This window comes from Curtobacterium sp. PvP017, assembly GCF_054060195.1.
On sequence record NZ_JBSSCY010000001.1, the window covers coordinates 470,797 to 485,477 of the forward strand.

At 71.5% G+C, this 14,681-nt stretch carries 17 protein-coding genes; 3 read left to right on the forward strand and 14 right to left on the reverse strand.

From position 1 onward, the window contains the following. Window positions 1-18: 18 nt before the first annotated feature. Window positions 19-1,824 (reverse strand): 2-succinyl-5-enolpyruvyl-6-hydroxy-3-cyclohexene-1-carboxylic-acid synthase, encoded by a 1,806-nt coding sequence (gene menD / locus ACVKXF_RS02220; RefSeq protein WP_456794899.1) that lies wholly within the window; start codon window positions 1,822-1,824, stop codon window positions 19-21. Further along, window positions 1,817-2,173 (reverse strand): PLD nuclease N-terminal domain-containing protein, encoded by a 357-nt coding sequence (locus tag ACVKXF_RS02225; RefSeq protein ID WP_456794690.1) that lies wholly within the window; start codon window positions 2,171-2,173, stop codon window positions 1,817-1,819. Before ACVKXF_RS02225 ends, menD begins: the two co-directional genes overlap by 8 nt. Window positions 2,174-2,237: 64 nt before the next feature. On the opposite strand from ACVKXF_RS02225, the gene ACVKXF_RS02230 reads away from it, so the two are divergent. After that, window positions 2,238-2,573: a DUF4229 domain-containing protein gene (locus ACVKXF_RS02230; protein WP_123313849.1), complete on the forward strand. Its 336-nt coding sequence runs from the start codon at window positions 2,238-2,240 to the stop codon at window positions 2,571-2,573. Window positions 2,574-2,575: 2 nt separating this feature from the next. Here the strand turns inward: ACVKXF_RS02230 and ACVKXF_RS02235 are convergent, their stop codons facing one another. From ACVKXF_RS02235 to ACVKXF_RS02250, 4 genes are read right to left on the reverse strand one after another with little or no spacing between them, the layout of a single operon-like run. After that, window positions 2,576-3,577, reverse strand: coding sequence for a 1,4-dihydroxy-2-naphthoate polyprenyltransferase (locus ACVKXF_RS02235; protein WP_340195940.1), 1,002 nt, complete (start codon window positions 3,575-3,577; stop codon window positions 2,576-2,578). A 40-nt stretch (window positions 3,578-3,617) separates the two neighbouring features. Continuing rightward, window positions 3,618-4,748, reverse strand: coding sequence for an AMP-binding protein (locus ACVKXF_RS02240; protein ID WP_456794691.1), 1,131 nt, complete (start codon window positions 4,746-4,748; stop codon window positions 3,618-3,620). A gap of 52 nt (window positions 4,749-4,800) precedes the next feature. After that, window positions 4,801-5,730, reverse strand: a complete 930-nt coding sequence (locus tag ACVKXF_RS02245) for a 1,4-dihydroxy-2-naphthoyl-CoA synthase (RefSeq protein WP_111084280.1) — start codon at window positions 5,728-5,730, stop codon at window positions 4,801-4,803. A gap of 21 nt (window positions 5,731-5,751) precedes the next feature. Next, on the reverse strand, window positions 5,752-6,165 hold the full coding sequence (locus ACVKXF_RS02250; RefSeq protein WP_456794692.1) for a hypothetical protein: 414 nt from the start codon (window positions 6,163-6,165) through the stop codon (window positions 5,752-5,754). Between the two features lie 133 nt (window positions 6,166-6,298). Between ACVKXF_RS02250 and ACVKXF_RS02255 the strand changes: the two genes are divergently transcribed. Then, window positions 6,299-7,288: an o-succinylbenzoate synthase gene (locus ACVKXF_RS02255; protein WP_456794693.1), complete on the forward strand. Its 990-nt coding sequence runs from the start codon at window positions 6,299-6,301 to the stop codon at window positions 7,286-7,288. 98 nt (window positions 7,289-7,386) lie between these two features. On the opposite strand, the gene ccsB is transcribed toward ACVKXF_RS02255, so the two are convergent. The 6 genes from ccsB to ACVKXF_RS02285 all read right to left on the reverse strand — a co-directional run bounded on the left by ccsB (window position 7,387) and on the right by ACVKXF_RS02285 (window position 13,690). Next, window positions 7,387-8,415 carry a c-type cytochrome biogenesis protein CcsB gene (gene ccsB / locus ACVKXF_RS02260; RefSeq protein ID WP_456794900.1) on the reverse strand — a complete coding sequence of 343 codons (1,029 nt, stop codon included), beginning with the start codon at window positions 8,413-8,415 and terminating at the stop codon, window positions 7,387-7,389. Window positions 8,416-8,420: 5 nt separating this feature from the next. After that, window positions 8,421-10,130, reverse strand: coding sequence for a cytochrome c biogenesis protein ResB (gene resB / locus ACVKXF_RS02265; RefSeq protein ID WP_396288930.1), 1,710 nt, complete (start codon window positions 10,128-10,130; stop codon window positions 8,421-8,423). Then, window positions 10,114-10,812 carry a cytochrome c biogenesis CcdA family protein gene (locus tag ACVKXF_RS02270; protein ID WP_456794901.1) on the reverse strand — a complete coding sequence of 233 codons (699 nt, stop codon included), beginning with the start codon at window positions 10,810-10,812 and terminating at the stop codon, window positions 10,114-10,116. The genes resB and ACVKXF_RS02270 overlap by 17 nt, the downstream gene beginning before the upstream one ends. Before the next feature lie 45 nt (window positions 10,813-10,857). Continuing rightward, the gene (locus ACVKXF_RS02275; protein WP_456794694.1) at window positions 10,858-11,478 is read right to left on the reverse strand and encodes a TlpA family protein disulfide reductase; all 621 of its coding nucleotides are present in this window, start codon (window positions 11,476-11,478) and stop codon (window positions 10,858-10,860) included. After that, the gene (locus tag ACVKXF_RS02280; RefSeq protein WP_123313855.1) at window positions 11,475-12,131 is read right to left on the reverse strand and encodes a histidine phosphatase family protein; all 657 of its coding nucleotides are present in this window, start codon (window positions 12,129-12,131) and stop codon (window positions 11,475-11,477) included. Before ACVKXF_RS02280 ends, ACVKXF_RS02275 begins: the two co-directional genes overlap by 4 nt. Before the next feature lie 68 nt (window positions 12,132-12,199). Beyond that, window positions 12,200-13,690: a SulP family inorganic anion transporter gene (locus tag ACVKXF_RS02285; RefSeq protein WP_456794695.1), complete on the reverse strand. Its 1,491-nt coding sequence runs from the start codon at window positions 13,688-13,690 to the stop codon at window positions 12,200-12,202. A 69-nt stretch (window positions 13,691-13,759) separates the two neighbouring features. Between ACVKXF_RS02285 and ACVKXF_RS02290 the strand changes: the two genes are divergently transcribed. Continuing rightward, a complete protein-coding gene (locus tag ACVKXF_RS02290) occupies window positions 13,760-14,134 on the forward strand; it encodes a MerR family transcriptional regulator (protein ID WP_111084475.1) in 375 nt (124 codons plus the stop codon). Here the strand turns inward: ACVKXF_RS02290 and ACVKXF_RS02295 are convergent. After that, window positions 14,123-14,338, reverse strand: a complete 216-nt coding sequence (locus ACVKXF_RS02295) for a hypothetical protein (protein WP_456794696.1) — start codon at window positions 14,336-14,338, stop codon at window positions 14,123-14,125. The genes ACVKXF_RS02290 and ACVKXF_RS02295 overlap by 12 nt on opposite strands. Then, complete coding sequence (locus ACVKXF_RS02300; protein WP_214548891.1) at window positions 14,335-14,673, reverse strand: hypothetical protein; 339 nt, start codon at window positions 14,671-14,673, stop codon at window positions 14,335-14,337. Before ACVKXF_RS02300 ends, ACVKXF_RS02295 begins: the two co-directional genes overlap by 4 nt. Window positions 14,674-14,681 lie beyond the last annotated feature (8 nt).

Consider the following 14,681-nt stretch of genomic DNA (forward strand, 5'->3'; position numbering starts at 1 on the left):
TGCGTCGCCCCCGCCGCGTCAGTCCGCCAGCGGGACCTCGATGACGACCCGCTCAGCCGGATCGGTGAGCACGCGTTCGAGGTCGCCCCACGTCTCGGCGCGGCGGTACTCCCAGCCGAGGCCGGTGACGACCCGTTCGACGTCGACGTGCTGCGGGGTCGACATCATCCGCCGCATGTCCTCCGGTGGGGTGGTGCGTGCCACCTCGAGCCCGCGGAAGATCGCGCCGCCGTGGTCGTTGCCGACGACGACCTGCACCCGGTGCGTCCGTTCCTCGGTGCCGGTGACGAACGCCCCGAGGTCGTGCAGCAGGGTCAGGTCGCCGAGCAGCACGCGCGTGGTGCCGACCGACGCCGACGACTGCTCGAGCGCCGCGGCGATGCCCAACGCGGTCGACACGGTGCCGTCGATGCCGGCGAGGCCGCGGTTCGCGTGCACCCGGATCTTCTTGCCGAGCACCCGTCCGTCGGCGACGCGGATGATCTGCGAGGCCCCGAACACGAGCCGGTCGTGCGGCCACGTCACGCCCCACACGGCGTCGGCGAGCATCGCACGGTCGACCGGTCGGCGGCGGAGCGCGACCTCGTCGCGCAGGAACTTGTTGCGTTCGGCGCGGTCCGGGGACCGCTTGGCGCCGAGGTCGGGTCCGGCGTCGCCGTCGCCGAGCAGCTGACGGCTCGCGCCGACCCAGCGACCGACCCACGCACGGTGCTCCGACCGGGTGCGGCCGGTCACGCGGACGTCGGACACGAAGGTGGTCAATGATTCGCTGGGCCCACGCCGCCGGTTCCCGGGCGACGCGCCAGCGGCGTCCGGGCCGTGCCGGTGGGGAGAGGCGCGGGCCGGGTCGAAGGGGTCGGCCGCGGGTCCGCGGACCACGATCGTCTCGAGCCCCTGCCGCTGCAGCAGCGCCGGGACCTCCCGGCTGAGGGTCGGGTGGCCGAGCACGACGGCGCGGCGGACCGCCCCGCCGAAGTCCGGGTCGCGCAGGAGGTCGCGGTAGGCGACGACGAGGTTCCGGCCGAACCGTGCGCCGCTGGAGACCTCGGCGAGCAGGGGCGCCCCGAGCTCCCAGGCGATGCGTTCGGCGTCCGCACCGGCGTCGTGCCCGGCGATGACGACCGTGCCCGGCTCGTCGTCCGGCGACAGCTCCGCCACCGGCAGGCCCCCGTGCACGCGACGGGTGGCGAACGCGGTGTCGACCTCGTCGTCGGGGACGCCCTGCACGTTCTCGGCGTCGAGGCCGGCGGAGAGGGGTTCGCGGAACGCGACGTTGAGCTGCGCCGGTCCGGGCTGTCCGGTGTGCCCGGCGGCCGCGGCGACGGCCTGGCGGGCGAGGTCGCGCAGCGCGGCACGCACCGACGCGTCGGCCCCGTGTGCCGACGGCGCCTCGACGTCGCGGACGAAGGGGACCGCGTCGCCGAACATGCCCGGTTGGACCGTGGTCTGGTTGCTGCCGATGCCGCGGAGTTCGTCCGGCCGGTCGGCGCTCAGGACGATCATCGGGACGCCGGAGTGGTGCGCTTCGAGGACCGCGGGGTGCAGGTTGGCGACGGCGGTGCCCGAGGTCGTCACGACCGCGGCCGGCCGGCCGGACTCCACCGCGAGCCCGAGGGCGAAGAACCCGGCGGTGCGCTCGTCGAGTCGGACGTGCACGGTCAGGCCACCGGCACGCTCGAGGGCGACGGCCGCGAGCGCGAGGGCCTGCGACCGCGAGCCGGGACTGACGACGACGTCGGTGACGCCGGCGCGCACGAGTTCCTGCAGCAGGGTCAGGGCCGCGTCCGTCGCCGGGCTGCCCGATCCCGCGGGCCCGTCAGCGATCGGTGCGGCCGTCGTCGTCTCGGTCGTGGAACTGGTCTTCGAGGTCTCGGAGGGTCGCGTCGTCCTGGTCCTTGTCCGTGAGGGTGTCCCCCGGCGCGGGCGCGGTGCCGAGGAAGTCCGGGTCGTCTTCGGGTCCACGGTACCGGGCGGTCGTGCCCGGGGACGCCGGCGACCGGCCGAGCAGGAACCAGAGCACCCCGCCGAGGACGGGGAGGACGATCACCAGGAGCATCCAGACACCGCGCCTGAGGGATCGGACACGTTCGCGGGGCATCGTCGCGCAGTCGATGGCCGCGTACACCGTGAAGGCGACAGCGGCGACGACGACGATCAACCACAAGCGGACCATGCCCAGGAGTGTAGGTCGCGAGCCTGTGACGACCCTGCCGGTCGGCCGTCCGTAGACTCGCAGGGTGAAAGCGTGGCTCCTCTACACCCTCGCCCGGCTCGGCATCTTCGCGGCGGCGCTCGTGCTGCTCCTGCTCCTGACGCCGATGCCCTGGTACTGGGCGACCATCGTCGCTGCCCTCGTCGGGCTCCTGGTGTCCTACATCGCGCTCGCGAAGCTCCGCACCACGGTCGCCCTGAGCCTCGCCAACCGCCGCGGGGGCCCGGAGCGCGACGCGGACACCGACTTCGAGGACGACTTCGTCGACGCTGCGGACACCGACGCCGCGGACACCCCGACCGTGCGCCCGGTGTCGGACGCCGACCGGCACGCCGCGCGCCGGGACACCGACGCGGAGTAGTCCTACGGCTGGACGGCGAGCGTGATGCCGAGCACCACGCCGAACACCAGCGACGCGAACGACGACAGCTGCAACGCCGTGATGAGCTCACGCGGCTTGCGCGACGACACCCCGATCGCGAGCGCCGGCAGGGCCAGCAGCAGCGAGAAGTACGTGAAGCCGGTGCGGAAGTAGAGCAGGACGAACCAGAGCAGCACGACGTACGGCAGCATCAGGAACAGGCCGTACAGCACCCGTGCCACCGGTCGGCCGACGACGACCGCGAGGGTGCGCTTGCCGGCCAGACGGTCCTCGTCGATGTCGCGGATGTTGTTGACCATCAAGACCGCGCAGGCGAAGAACCCGGCGGCGACCGCTGCGGCCCACCCGCTCGCGGTGGCCTGGCCGATGAGCACGTACTGGGTGCCGAGCACGGCGACGAGGCCGAAGAACACGAAGACGAAGACCTCACCGAGCGCGTTGTAGCCGTACGGCTTCTTGCCCCCGGTGTAGAACCACGCGGCGACGATGGCGGCGGCGCCCACGAGCAGCAGCCACCACAGCTGGGTGAGCACCACGATGACGATCCCGGCGACCGCTGCCAGCCCGAAGAACGTCAGCGCGACGGTCAGCACCGTCCGGGGCTTCGCGAGGCCGGCACCCGTCAGTCGAGCCGGGCCGACGCGGTACTCGTCGGTGCCGCGGACGCCGTCGGAGTAGTCGTTGCTGTAGTTCACGCCGATCTGCAGGAACAGGGCCACGGCGAGGGCGAGCAGCGCGATGGCGAGGTGCGCGTCCTGCGCCAGGAACGCACCGAAGTCACCCGTGGTGCGACTGTCGACGAAGCCCACGGTGGTGCCGAGCACCACGGGGACGACGCCGAGCGTCAGGGTGCGGAGCCGTGCGCCGCCGATCCAGTCCCGCGCGGTCGCCCGGCGCTTCGAGCGGACCGGGGCCGCGGCCTTCGCCGGGTTGCCCGAGCGGCCCTGCTTGTGCGTCGTGTTCTTCGTTCGTGCCACGACCACCGATCCTATCCGCGACGCGTCGCGGTGCCGTCGCGCGGACCTACGAGGACGCCAAGTCCTGGATCGCCCGCCGGTCGGGCTTGCCGGACGGGAGCATCGGCAGCCGGTCGACGACCACCACCGCGGCCGGACGTGCCGCACGGCCGAGTGCGTCGCCCACGTGGGACCGGACGGTGTCGAGGTCGAGCGGCTGCTCGGTGACGACGACCGGCACCTCGCCCCACTCCCCCGAGGCCCGTCGGGTGACGACCGCCCCGTGCTGGTCGGGCAGGTCGCGCACGAGCCGCTCCACCGCGCCGAGCGGGACCTTCTCGCCACCGGAGACCACCACGTCGTCGAGACGTCCGAGCACCTGGACCACCCCGTCGGACACCGTTGCGGCGTCGCCCGTGCGGTACCAGCGCAGACCGTCGCGATCGACGAACGTCGTGGCCGTCCGGTCGTCGTCACCGAGGTACCCCTCGGCGAGCATCGGACCCGACAGCTGCAGCTCGCCGTCCACGACCTCGGTGCGGACGGTGCCGAACGGGACGCCGTCGTACACGCAGCCACCGCTCGTCTCACTGGCGCCGTAGGTCGTCACGATCCGCACGCCCGCCGCGACCGCCCGATCACGCAGTGCCGCCGGGGTCGCCTGGCCGCCGACGAGGACGGCGTCGAACCGGGCGAGCGCAGCGGTCGCACGGCCGTCGTCGAGCACACGGGCGAGCTGCACGGGGACCAGGGACGTGTAGCGCCGTGGGGCGGCAGGGCCGGTGACGAGCCGGTCTGCGGCGTCCGCGAACGCCGCCGCGTCGAAGTGGCCCGGTGCCACGACGACCGGCGTCGTCCCCGCGGCGATCGAGCGGGTCAGGACGTTGAGGCCCGCGATGTAGTGCGTGGGCAGCGCGAGGACCCAGCCACCGGGGCCTCCGAGTGCGGCGTCGGCGGCTGCCGCCCCCGCGAGCAGCGCCTCGGACGAGAGCGCCACGCGCTTGCCCGTACCGGTGGACCCGCTCGTCTCGACCACCAGGGCGACCCGTTGCCGGACGTCGGCCGGTGGCGGGGTCGGCAGGGCGGGTGTTCCCTCGGCGACGGGGAGCAGCGCGGGGCCGCCGGCGAGCGCTGCCTCCAGGCCACGGAGCACGGCCAGCGGGTCCGACGTGCCGAGCGCGACCAGCGGACGGCTCATGCCAAACCCACCGGGCGCGTGCGGACCACCGGACGCACGCGGAGCACCGGGCTCAGTAGTGCCACGGGAACGACGTCCACTCGGGGGCGCGCTTCTCGAGGAACGAGTCGCGGCCCTCGACGGCCTCGTCGGTGCCGTAGGCGAGCCGCGTCGCCTCGCCCGCGAAGACCTGCTGGCCGACCATGCCGTCGTCGACGGCGTTGAACGCGTACTTCAGCATCCGGATCGCGGTCGGGGACTTGCCGAGGACGATCTCACCCCAGCGGATCGCCTCGCGCTCGAGGTCCTCGTGCGGGACGACGGCGTTCACGGCGCCCATCTCGTACGCGCGCTGCGCCGAGTACTCCTGTGCGAGGAAGAAGACCTCGCGCGCGAACTTCTGGCCGATCTGCTTGGCGTAGTAGGCACTGCCGTAGCCGCCGTCGAACGACCCGACGTCGGCGTCGGTCTGCTTGAACCGGCCGTGCTCGGCGCTCGCGATGGTCAGGTCGCAGATCGCGTGCAGCGAGTGCCCGCCGCCGGCCGCCCACCCGGGGACCACGGCGATGACGACCTTGGGCATCATGCGGATCAGGCGCTGCACCTCGAGGATGTGCAGTCGCCCCATCGAGGCCTGCGCGGCGGCCGGGTCGACCCCCTCGGGCGGAGCTCCCTCGTCGCCGACGTACTGGTAGCCGCTGCGCCCGCGGATGCGCTGGTCGCCGCCGGAGCAGAACGCCCAGCCGCCGTCCTTCGGGCTCGGGCCGTTGCCGGTGAGCAGGACGACGCCGACGCGGGGGTCCTGACGGGCGTCGTCGAGTGCGCGGTACAGCTCGTCGACCGTGCGCGGACGGAAGGCGTTCCGCACCTCGGGCCGGTCGAAGGCGACCCGGACGATGCCCTTCGAGACGTGCTTGTGGTACGTGATGTCCGTGAACTGCTCCGCGATCGGAGCCGCGGTCCAGACGTCGGGGTCGAACAGGTCGGAGACGGGAGCAGCCATGCTCCCAACGTACCGCTGCGGTCAGGCGCCCATGCCGGTCAGGACCTCGGGTGCGACGAACACCAGGATCACGATGAGGATGACCGGGTTGGCGAAGAACGCCACCACGACGCCGATCGCGCCGTACCACCGACCGAGGCCGCCGACCGCGGCGACGAAGCCGAGCACGGCGGCGATGAGGGTCAGGAAGACCACGACGAAGCAGATCCCGAACGCGAACTCGGTGTCGCCGCCCATGAAGACCGCGAAGGCGCTGGCGTCGACCGCTGCGGACACCACCGCGAGGCCGAGGGCGATCTTGCCGACGATCGGGCTGCGGCGCTTCCGAGCCGTCGTCTGGCGCACGTCGACGGTGCCTTGCTGCATGAGCCGGGCGAACTCGTCGGTGTCGCGACCGGGGCGCTGCGACGCGTGCTGCTGCGGTTCCCGCGCCACCGCGCCTCCCTCGTTCCGGACGGTTCGATCCGGGTCGTGACCTGTGCCGACCGGGGCCGACCGATGCATGCTAATGCCCTGCCCTGGCGGTCCCCTCCGAGGAACCGGCAGGTGCCCTGGGTGCGGTGGGAGGATGGCGGACGTGCTCCCCGACCTCGCCGAACTCACCGCCGACGCGCACGTGGTCGCCCTGCCCATGCGGGTGCGGTTCCGCGGCATCACCACGCGCGAGGCGGTCGTCCTCCGGGGCCCCTCGGGGTGGACGGAGTTCTCGCCCTTCGTCGAGTACGACGACGCCGAGGCCGCCGCGTGGCTCCGCGGCGCGATCGACTTCGGGTGGACGGAGCACGAGCCCGCCGCCGACTCGGTGCCTGTGAACGCCACGGTGCCGGCCATCACGCCCGATGCGGTCGCCACACTGCTCGCGCGCTACCCCGGGTGCACCACCGCCAAGGTCAAGGTCGCCGAACCCGGCACCACCGTCGACGACGACGTCGCCCGGGTCGCCGAGGTCCGCCGCGTGATGGGCCCCTCGGCGGCCGTCCGGGTGGACGCCAACGGTCTCTGGAGCGTCGACCAGGCCGCCGAGGCCCTCGAACGCCTCGCCCCCTTCGACCTGCAGTACGCCGAGCAGCCCTGCCGGACCGTGCCCGAACTGGCGGCACTGCGGTCACGGACCGCCGGCCTCGGCATCCGGATCGCCGCGGACGAGAGCGTCCGCAAGGCGGCGGATCCCCTCGCCGTCGCACGGGCCGGGGCGGCCGACGTCCTCGTCGTCAAGGCCCAACCGCTCGGCGGCGTCACGGCCGCACGCGCCGTCATCGCCGAGGCCGGCTTGCCGTGCGTGGTCTCCAGCGCGCTCGACACCTCGGTGGGGCTCGGCATGGGGGCGTTCCTCGCCGCGGCCGCGATGTCCCCGGGGTACGCCGCGGGGCTCGGGACGGCCGCGATGTTCGCGTCCGACGTCACCGCGGACCCCCTGCTGCCCGTCGGGGGCCGGGTGCCGGTGCGCCGGGCCACGGTTTCGTCGGACCTGCTGGACCGGAACGCCGCGTCGCCGGAGCGCACGGCGTGGTGGCTCGCCCGGCTCGAGCGCGTGCACACCCTGCTCGCCGCCGCGTAGAGGGACGCCGACACGGACAGGAGGCGCGGTGCCAGCTGGCACCGCGCCTCCTGTCCGATCGCAGTCGCGACCAGAGCCGCGTCAGCGACGCACGTCGCTCACAGACCCGAGTAGCTGTGCAGGCCCTTGAAGAACACGTTCACGACCGAGAAGTTGAACATCACGGCGGCGAAGCCGATGAGCGCCAGCCACGACGACCGCGCACCGCGCCAGCCGCGGGTCGCACGGGCGTGGATGTACCCGGCGTAGACGACCCAGATGATGAACGTCCAGACCTCCTTGGTGTCCCAACCCCAGTACCGGCCCCAGGCGCGCTCCGCCCAGACCGCACCGGCGATCAGGGTGAAGGTCCAGAGGACGAAGCCGACGAGCAGGACGCGGTAGGTGAGGACCTCGAGGCGGTCGGCGTCCGGCAGGGTCGCCATGAAGCGGAGCTTGCCCGACGCGGTGCGGCCCTGGCGGTACGTCTGCACGAGCTGCGCCACCGCGAGCCCCGCGCCGAGCGCGAAGAACCCGGTGCCGGCGATCGCCACGAAGACGTGGATGACCAGCCAGTAGGACTGCAGGGCGGGCTGCAGCGGGACGACGGGGACCCAGTAGTTCACCGTGGCGATGCCGAGCAGGATGATCGTCAGCCCGGTGATGAAGACACCGAGGAACTTCAGGTTCTGCCAGAACTGCACCAGCAGGAAGATGAGCGTGATCAGCGCCGTGCCGGTGAGCGAGAACTCGAACATGTTGCCCCACGGCACACGGTCGGCCGCGATGCCGCGGAGGACCACCGATGCGACGTGCAGGACGAGCGCGAGGATCGTCATGGCCATGCCGACGCGTTCGAACTTCGTACCGCGCCCGGCCGAGCCGCTGGCGTTCGCCGGGGGCGCGGCGACCGGTTCGAGCACGACGGTGCCACCGCGGACGGTGGCGACGGTCTTCGCCGATCGGGCCGCACCCACCGAGGCGGTCGCGGCTGCGTCGTCCGAGTCCGCGCCGGTGTTCTTCGCCGCTGCCGTCACCTCGCCGGAGCGTTTCGCCATGTCCAGCGCGAACGAGATGAACGCGATGACGTAGACCGCCATCGCGGAGTACGTCAGCACGACCGAGTAGGTCGCGAGGTTCGTGGTCATGTCGTTCACTGGGGCATCCTAACTCCGAGGTCCGACGTGTGGCGGTGTGCGATGTCCCCGACGGCCCGTTCGAGGTTGGGGTCCTCGCCACGGGCGAGACCGGCGTACTCCAGGTCGTACTCGCCGTGCTCAGCGCCCGTGCGGGGGACGACCTTCACCCACACGCGTCGGCGCGGGACGAAGAGCGACGTCAGCAGCCCGAGCGTGGAGAGCAGCGCGAACCCGGCGACCCACGCCTGCGACGGGTCGTGGTGCACGTCGAGCGACACGTAGCGCTTGACGCCGTCGAACGTGATCGACCCGGCGCCGTCCGGCAGCTGCTTGGTCTGACCCGGCTCGAGCGCGATGCTCGCCGTGTCGGACTGACGGCCGGCGATCTGCTGCAGGCCCTTGGTGTCGAGCGTGTAGACGCTCTGCGGCACCCCGCTGTCGAGCCCGAGGTCGCCGGTGTAGACCTGCAGCGTCAGCAGCGGGTTCTGCGTGTCCGGGTAGGCGCTCGTGTACGCACCGGAGGCGAGCTTCGACGCCGTCGGGTAGAAGAACCCGACCATGCCGAGCTGGTCCGGCAGCGCGTCCGGCACCTTGATGACGCCGGTGGACGTGTAGTTGGCGTCCTCGGGCAGGAACGGCACGACGTCTTGGAACGCCACGTTGCCCTCGCCGTCGCGCACCGTGACGTTCATCGCGTAGCCGTTGCCGAGCAGGTAGACGTTGGTGCCGCCGACGTGCAGCGGGTCGTTCACGCCGAGGCGGCTGGTCTTCGACTCGCCGCCCTTCTCCTTGCTCGTGACGGTCGCCGAGTAGTCGAGCGCCTGGCCGAGGGCGTCGAGGTTGCGCTCCTCGTACTTGGTGACGAACTTGTCGAGCGTCAGGTTGTAGCCCTTGAGGTCGGTCTGCTGGAACCAGCGACCGGGGTTGAACGAGTCGTAGGAGCCGAGGACGTTCGAGAACGTCTGCCCCTCGACCAGCAGCCGCTGCCCGGTGAACCCGAACCCGCCGCCGACGCCGACGGCCAGCAGGACGCCGACGAGCGCCGCGTGGAACACCAGGTTGCCGGTCTCGCGCAGGTAGCCGCGCTCCGCGCTCACCGAGTCGCCGAAGCGCTCCACGCGGTACCCGGAGCGCTTCAGGATCGCCATCGCGCGCGTCACAGCGTGCTCGGTGGACGGGAGGCCCGTGGTCGCGTCGATCCCGGTGGTGCCGTCGATCATCGCGTCGGGCTGCACCGCCACGGTGCGGAAGCCCGCCAGTCGCGTCAGGCGCGCGGGGGTCCGGGGCGGACGGGTCCGCAGCGCCTGCCAGTGGTGCTTCGTGCGCGGCACGATGCAGCCGATCAGCGAGACGAACAGCAGGAGGTAGATCGCCGAGAACCACACCGAGGTGTAGGTGTCGAAGACCTGCAGCTTGTCGAGGATCGGGTAGAGCGTCGCGTGGTCGGCCTTGTACTGGACGACGCCGTTCGGGTCGGCGGTGCGCTGCGGCACGAGCGAGCCCGGGATCGCCGCGAGGGCGAGCAGCATGAGCAGGAACAGCGCGGTGCGCATGCTCGTGAGCTGCCGCCAGAAGAACCGGAGGGTGCCGATGAACCCGAGCTTCGGCTGGTTGATGCCGGGGTCGCCGGGGCCGGAGCCGTCGACGTGGTCGGACGGTCGCTGCGGGTCCGACGCGGTGTCGGCCCCCGTCGCTTCGGTGTCGGGGTCAGATCGCGGGGACAAAGCTCTGGATCACCGCCCCGACACTCGACATGACGGCCGACCAGATTCCGGTGACCATGAGCAGACCGATGACGATCAGGATCGCTCCTCCGATGATGTTGACGGTGCGCATGTGGCGCTTCACGGCGCGGATCGCACCGGTGGCCCAGCCGGCCCCGACGGCGACCAGGACGAACGGGACGCCCAGACCCAGGCAGTACGCGACGCCGAGCCACATGCCCTGCCAGGCACTCCCCGACTGCACGCTGAGCAGGTTGATGGCGGCGAGGGTCGGCCCGAGGCACGGGGTCCACCCGAGGCCGAACACGATGCCGAGCAGCGGGGCGCCGACGAGTCCGGTCGCGGGCGTCCAGCTCGGCTTGATGGTGCGCTGCATGAACGTGAACCGCCCGACGAAGACCAGGCCCATCGCGACGACGACGACGCCGAGGACCTGCGTGATGAGGTCCCGCCAGCGCACGAGCCAGAACCCGAGCGCCCCGAACACCGTCGTGTACGCGACGAAGACCGCGGTGAACCCCAGGATGAACAGGAGCACCCCGAGCACGACCCGACCCCGGCGCTGCCCGCCCTCGGCGATCCCGCCGACGTACCCGAGGTAGCCGGGCACGAGCGGCAGCACGCACGGCGACAGGAACGAGACGAGCCCCGCGAGCGCCGCCACGGGCAGCGCAACGGCCATCTGGCCGCTCAGGATCGCGTCGGCGAAGGGGTTGGAGGCCACGGGTCAGGAGGCCTTGCCGGCGTCGAGTTCGTCGCTGATCAGGGTCTTCAGGATGCTCGTGCCGTCGACGGCACCGAGCACCCGGGCAGCCACGCGGCCCTTGGTGTCGAGGACGATCGTCGCCGGCACGGCGTTCGGAGCGATCTGACCGGACAGCGCGAGCTGCATCGTGCCGGTCTTCTGGTCGAGCACGGTCGGGTAGTCGACCCCGAAGGTGCGCTCGAAGGCAGCCGCGGTCGCTGCCTCGTCGCGGACGTTGACGCCGATGAACGCGACGTCGTCGGCACCGGCGTAGGACGCGTGCACCTTGTTGAGGTACTTCGCCTCTGCGCGGCACGGCGGGCAGCTCGCGTACCAGAAGTTCAGGACGACGACCTTGCCCTTGAGGTCCTTCGACGAGACGGTGTCACCGTCGGAGTCCTTCGCCTCGAAGTCCACCGCGTCGGACCGCTTGTCGGCGGTGACCTCGGTCACCGCGCCGTCGCCGGAGATGTAGTTCTGGGTGGTGCCGTTGCCGTACTGCTTGACCAGGTCACCGTTGTCCGACGAGCATCCCGACAGGACGAGCGCCGCGGCGACCGCCGTCGCTGCGAGGACCGCGAATCGTTTGCTGATGACGCTCACACTGCTCCTTCGTCGATGGCGGTCGCGCGCAGCTCCTGCGCGGGATCCGTGTACCCGACCTCGGTGAACCGACCGGTCGTCGAGGCGGGTACCCGTTCGACGGTGGTGATGCTCGACAGGTCGCAGCGGCGCTTGCGTGGGTCGTGCCAGAGCGACTCCCCCGCGAGCTTCCGGTGGACCATCCAGATCGGCAGCTGGTGGCTGACGAGGACGACGTCGCCGCCGTCGACGCTCTCCCATGCCGTGGTCATCGCCGCGAGCATGCGGTTGGCGATCGACTCGTACGCCTCGCCCCAGCTCGGTCGGAACGGGTTCGCGATCCAGGGCCACTCCGCCGGGCGGCCGAGCGAACGCTTCGTGAAGCCCGGGGGCTGCCCCTCGTACCGGTTCGTCGGCTCGATGAGCCGCTCGTCCAGCGTGACGTCGAGCCCGTACGCGGCCGACCACGGCGCCGCGGACTCCTGCGTGCGCTGCAGCGGCGAGGCGACGATCCGGCGCACGTCGACACCGGCGTCCTGCCACGCGGTCGCCGAGGCGAGGGCCATCTGCTTGCCGAGGTCGCTCAGTCCGAAGCCCGGGAGCCGGCCGTACAGGACGCGGTCGGGGTTGTGCACCTCACCGTGCCGGACGAGGTGGAGTCGGGTCGCGGGCATGGGTTCCAGTGTAGGTCGCCCATCGGTGCTCACCGGCCCCACAGCCGATTCACCGGATGCGGAAGCGCTCAGCCGAGTTCGCCCGACAGCCGCCCGTGGATGGCCACCGACCCGGTGTTGAGACCCACGACCTCGACCGTGGACCCGTGCTTGGCGAAGCGTTGCTCGACGCCGTCCAGCGCCGCGACCGTCGAGGCGTCGAAGACGTGCGCTTCGGACATGTCGATGACCACGTGCTCCGGGTCCTCGGCGTAGGAGAACCGGGTGACGAGGTCGTTCGACGACGCGAAGAACAACGCGCCGCGGACCCGGTAGCGCACGGTGTGCTCGTCGACCGGCTCGCGCACGACCGTCACGACGTGGGCCGCCCGGCGTGCGAAGACGAGCGCCGCGACGACGACCCCGACGAGCACCCCGGTCGCGAGGTTCTCGGTCACGACGACCACCACGACCGTGATCAGCATGACCGCGGTCTCACCGAGCGGCATCCGTCGCAGGGTGCGCGGGCGGATGCTGTGCCAGTCGAAGGTCGCCACGCACACCATGAGCATCACGGCGGTGAGGGCGGCCATCGGGATCTGCGCGACGAGGTCGTGCAGCACGATCGTCAGCACGAGCACGGACGCACCGGCGACGAAGGTCGAGATCCGGGTCCGCGCGCCCGCGGTCTTCACGTTGATGACCGTCTGGCCGATCATCGCGCAGCCACCCGTGCCACCGAAGAACGCCGATGCGATGTTCGCGACGCCCTGCCCCCAGGACTCCCGCCACTTGCTCGAGCCGGTCTCGGTGATCGAGTCGACGAGCTGCGCGGTCAGCAGGGTCTCGATGAGGCCGACGATCGCGACGCCGAACGCGTACGGCGCGACGATCTGCAGCGTCTCGAACGAGAACGGCGTCACGATGCCGTTGAACCCCGGCAGTGCGGTGGGCAGTTCGCCCTCGTCACCGACCGTGGGGACGACGACGCTGAAGAGCATGGTGATGCCGGTGATCACGACGACCGCGATGAGCGGCGCCGGGACCGCCTTGGTCAGGAACGGGAAGCCGACGATGATCGCGATGCCGAGGGCGGTCAGCGGCCAGACGACGAACGGGACGTCGTCGCCGAGCAGGTTGGGCAGCTGTGCGGTGAAGATGAGGATCGCCAGCGCGTTCACGAAGGCCACGTTCACGCTGCGCGGGATGAAGCGCATCAGTCGCGCGACCCCGAGGAACCCGAGGACGAGCTGGAACACGCCGCCGAGCACGATCGCGGGCACGAGGTACTCGATGCCGTGTTCGCGGACGAGCGGCGCGATGACCAGCGCCACCGACCCGGCTGCGGCGGACACCATCGCCGGGCGCCCGCCCACGATCGAGATCACGATCGCGATGATCACGCTCGAGAAGAGACCGACCGCCGGGTCGACACCGGCGACGACGGAGAACGAGATCGCCTCGGGGATGAGGGCGAGCGCGGTGACGATCCCGGCCAGGACCTCTCGGGTCAGCGTGCGGGGTGAGCGGAGGGCGGTGAGGACGCTCGGGGCAGCCGGCGCGTGTGTGATCACGGACATCGAGGGGAACTCTACCCTCACGTGAGGGTAGAGTTGTGCACCGTGAGCACCACCGACGCCCCGGACACGATGCACATCGGCGAGCTGGCGGACCGCGCCGGCATGTCCCTGCGGACGATCCGCCACTACGACGAGGTCGGTCTGCTCGTGCCGAGTGGCCGCACGACCGGCGGGTTCCGCGTCTACACCGCGCAGGACCTGGACCGGCTGCTCGTGATCCGCCGCATGAAGCCGCTCGGGTTCACGCTCGACGAGATGGCGGACCTGCTGCGGGTCGTCGACGCGCTGGCGGCGAAGGACCCCGACGACGAGCCCGCGCTGGCTGCACGCCTCGACGAGTACCTCGACGACGCCCGTGCCCGGCACGCCAAGCTCGTCGAGCGCGCCGGCATGGCCGAGGAGTTCATCGGCACGCTCGGGTCACTCCGCGCGTCACTCCCCTGAGCGCTCGAGCACGCCGGCCGCGATGAGGCGACTCCGTTCCCGCTTGGCCTCGGCCATCTCCTCCATCATCTCCCGCAGCCGATCGTGCTCGGCGATCACCCGACGTGCTCGCCATGGCCGGAACCAGTGCCGTCTGCGCACGTTCGCCTTCCACTCCTCGTCCCGCCGCACGAACAAGGCCTTCACCGGGTCCCGTTGCGTCATGTCTGCTCCTCTTCCGTCACCAGTTCCAGCACGAGCTTGCCGATGACCTCGTCGGCCTCGCGAAGAACCTGCATGTTGTACATCGCTCCCGCGACGAGTCTCCCGATCTCGGCACGACCCACGTCCGCGTCCGTGACGTGGTCGACCACCCAGACGAATCGTGACCAAGCCCGGTCGCGCTGTTCACGCGCGACGTCCCGCCGCCACCGGATGACCGCCCACAGCCCACCGACGACCGCCACGAGCAGCGTGAACGCCGCCGTGCAGAGCGCCGCCACAACCACCGCGACCGCCGCAGGCGGCCAGGTCGCGAGCTCCCCCGTCCCCGTCCCCACCCGGTCCC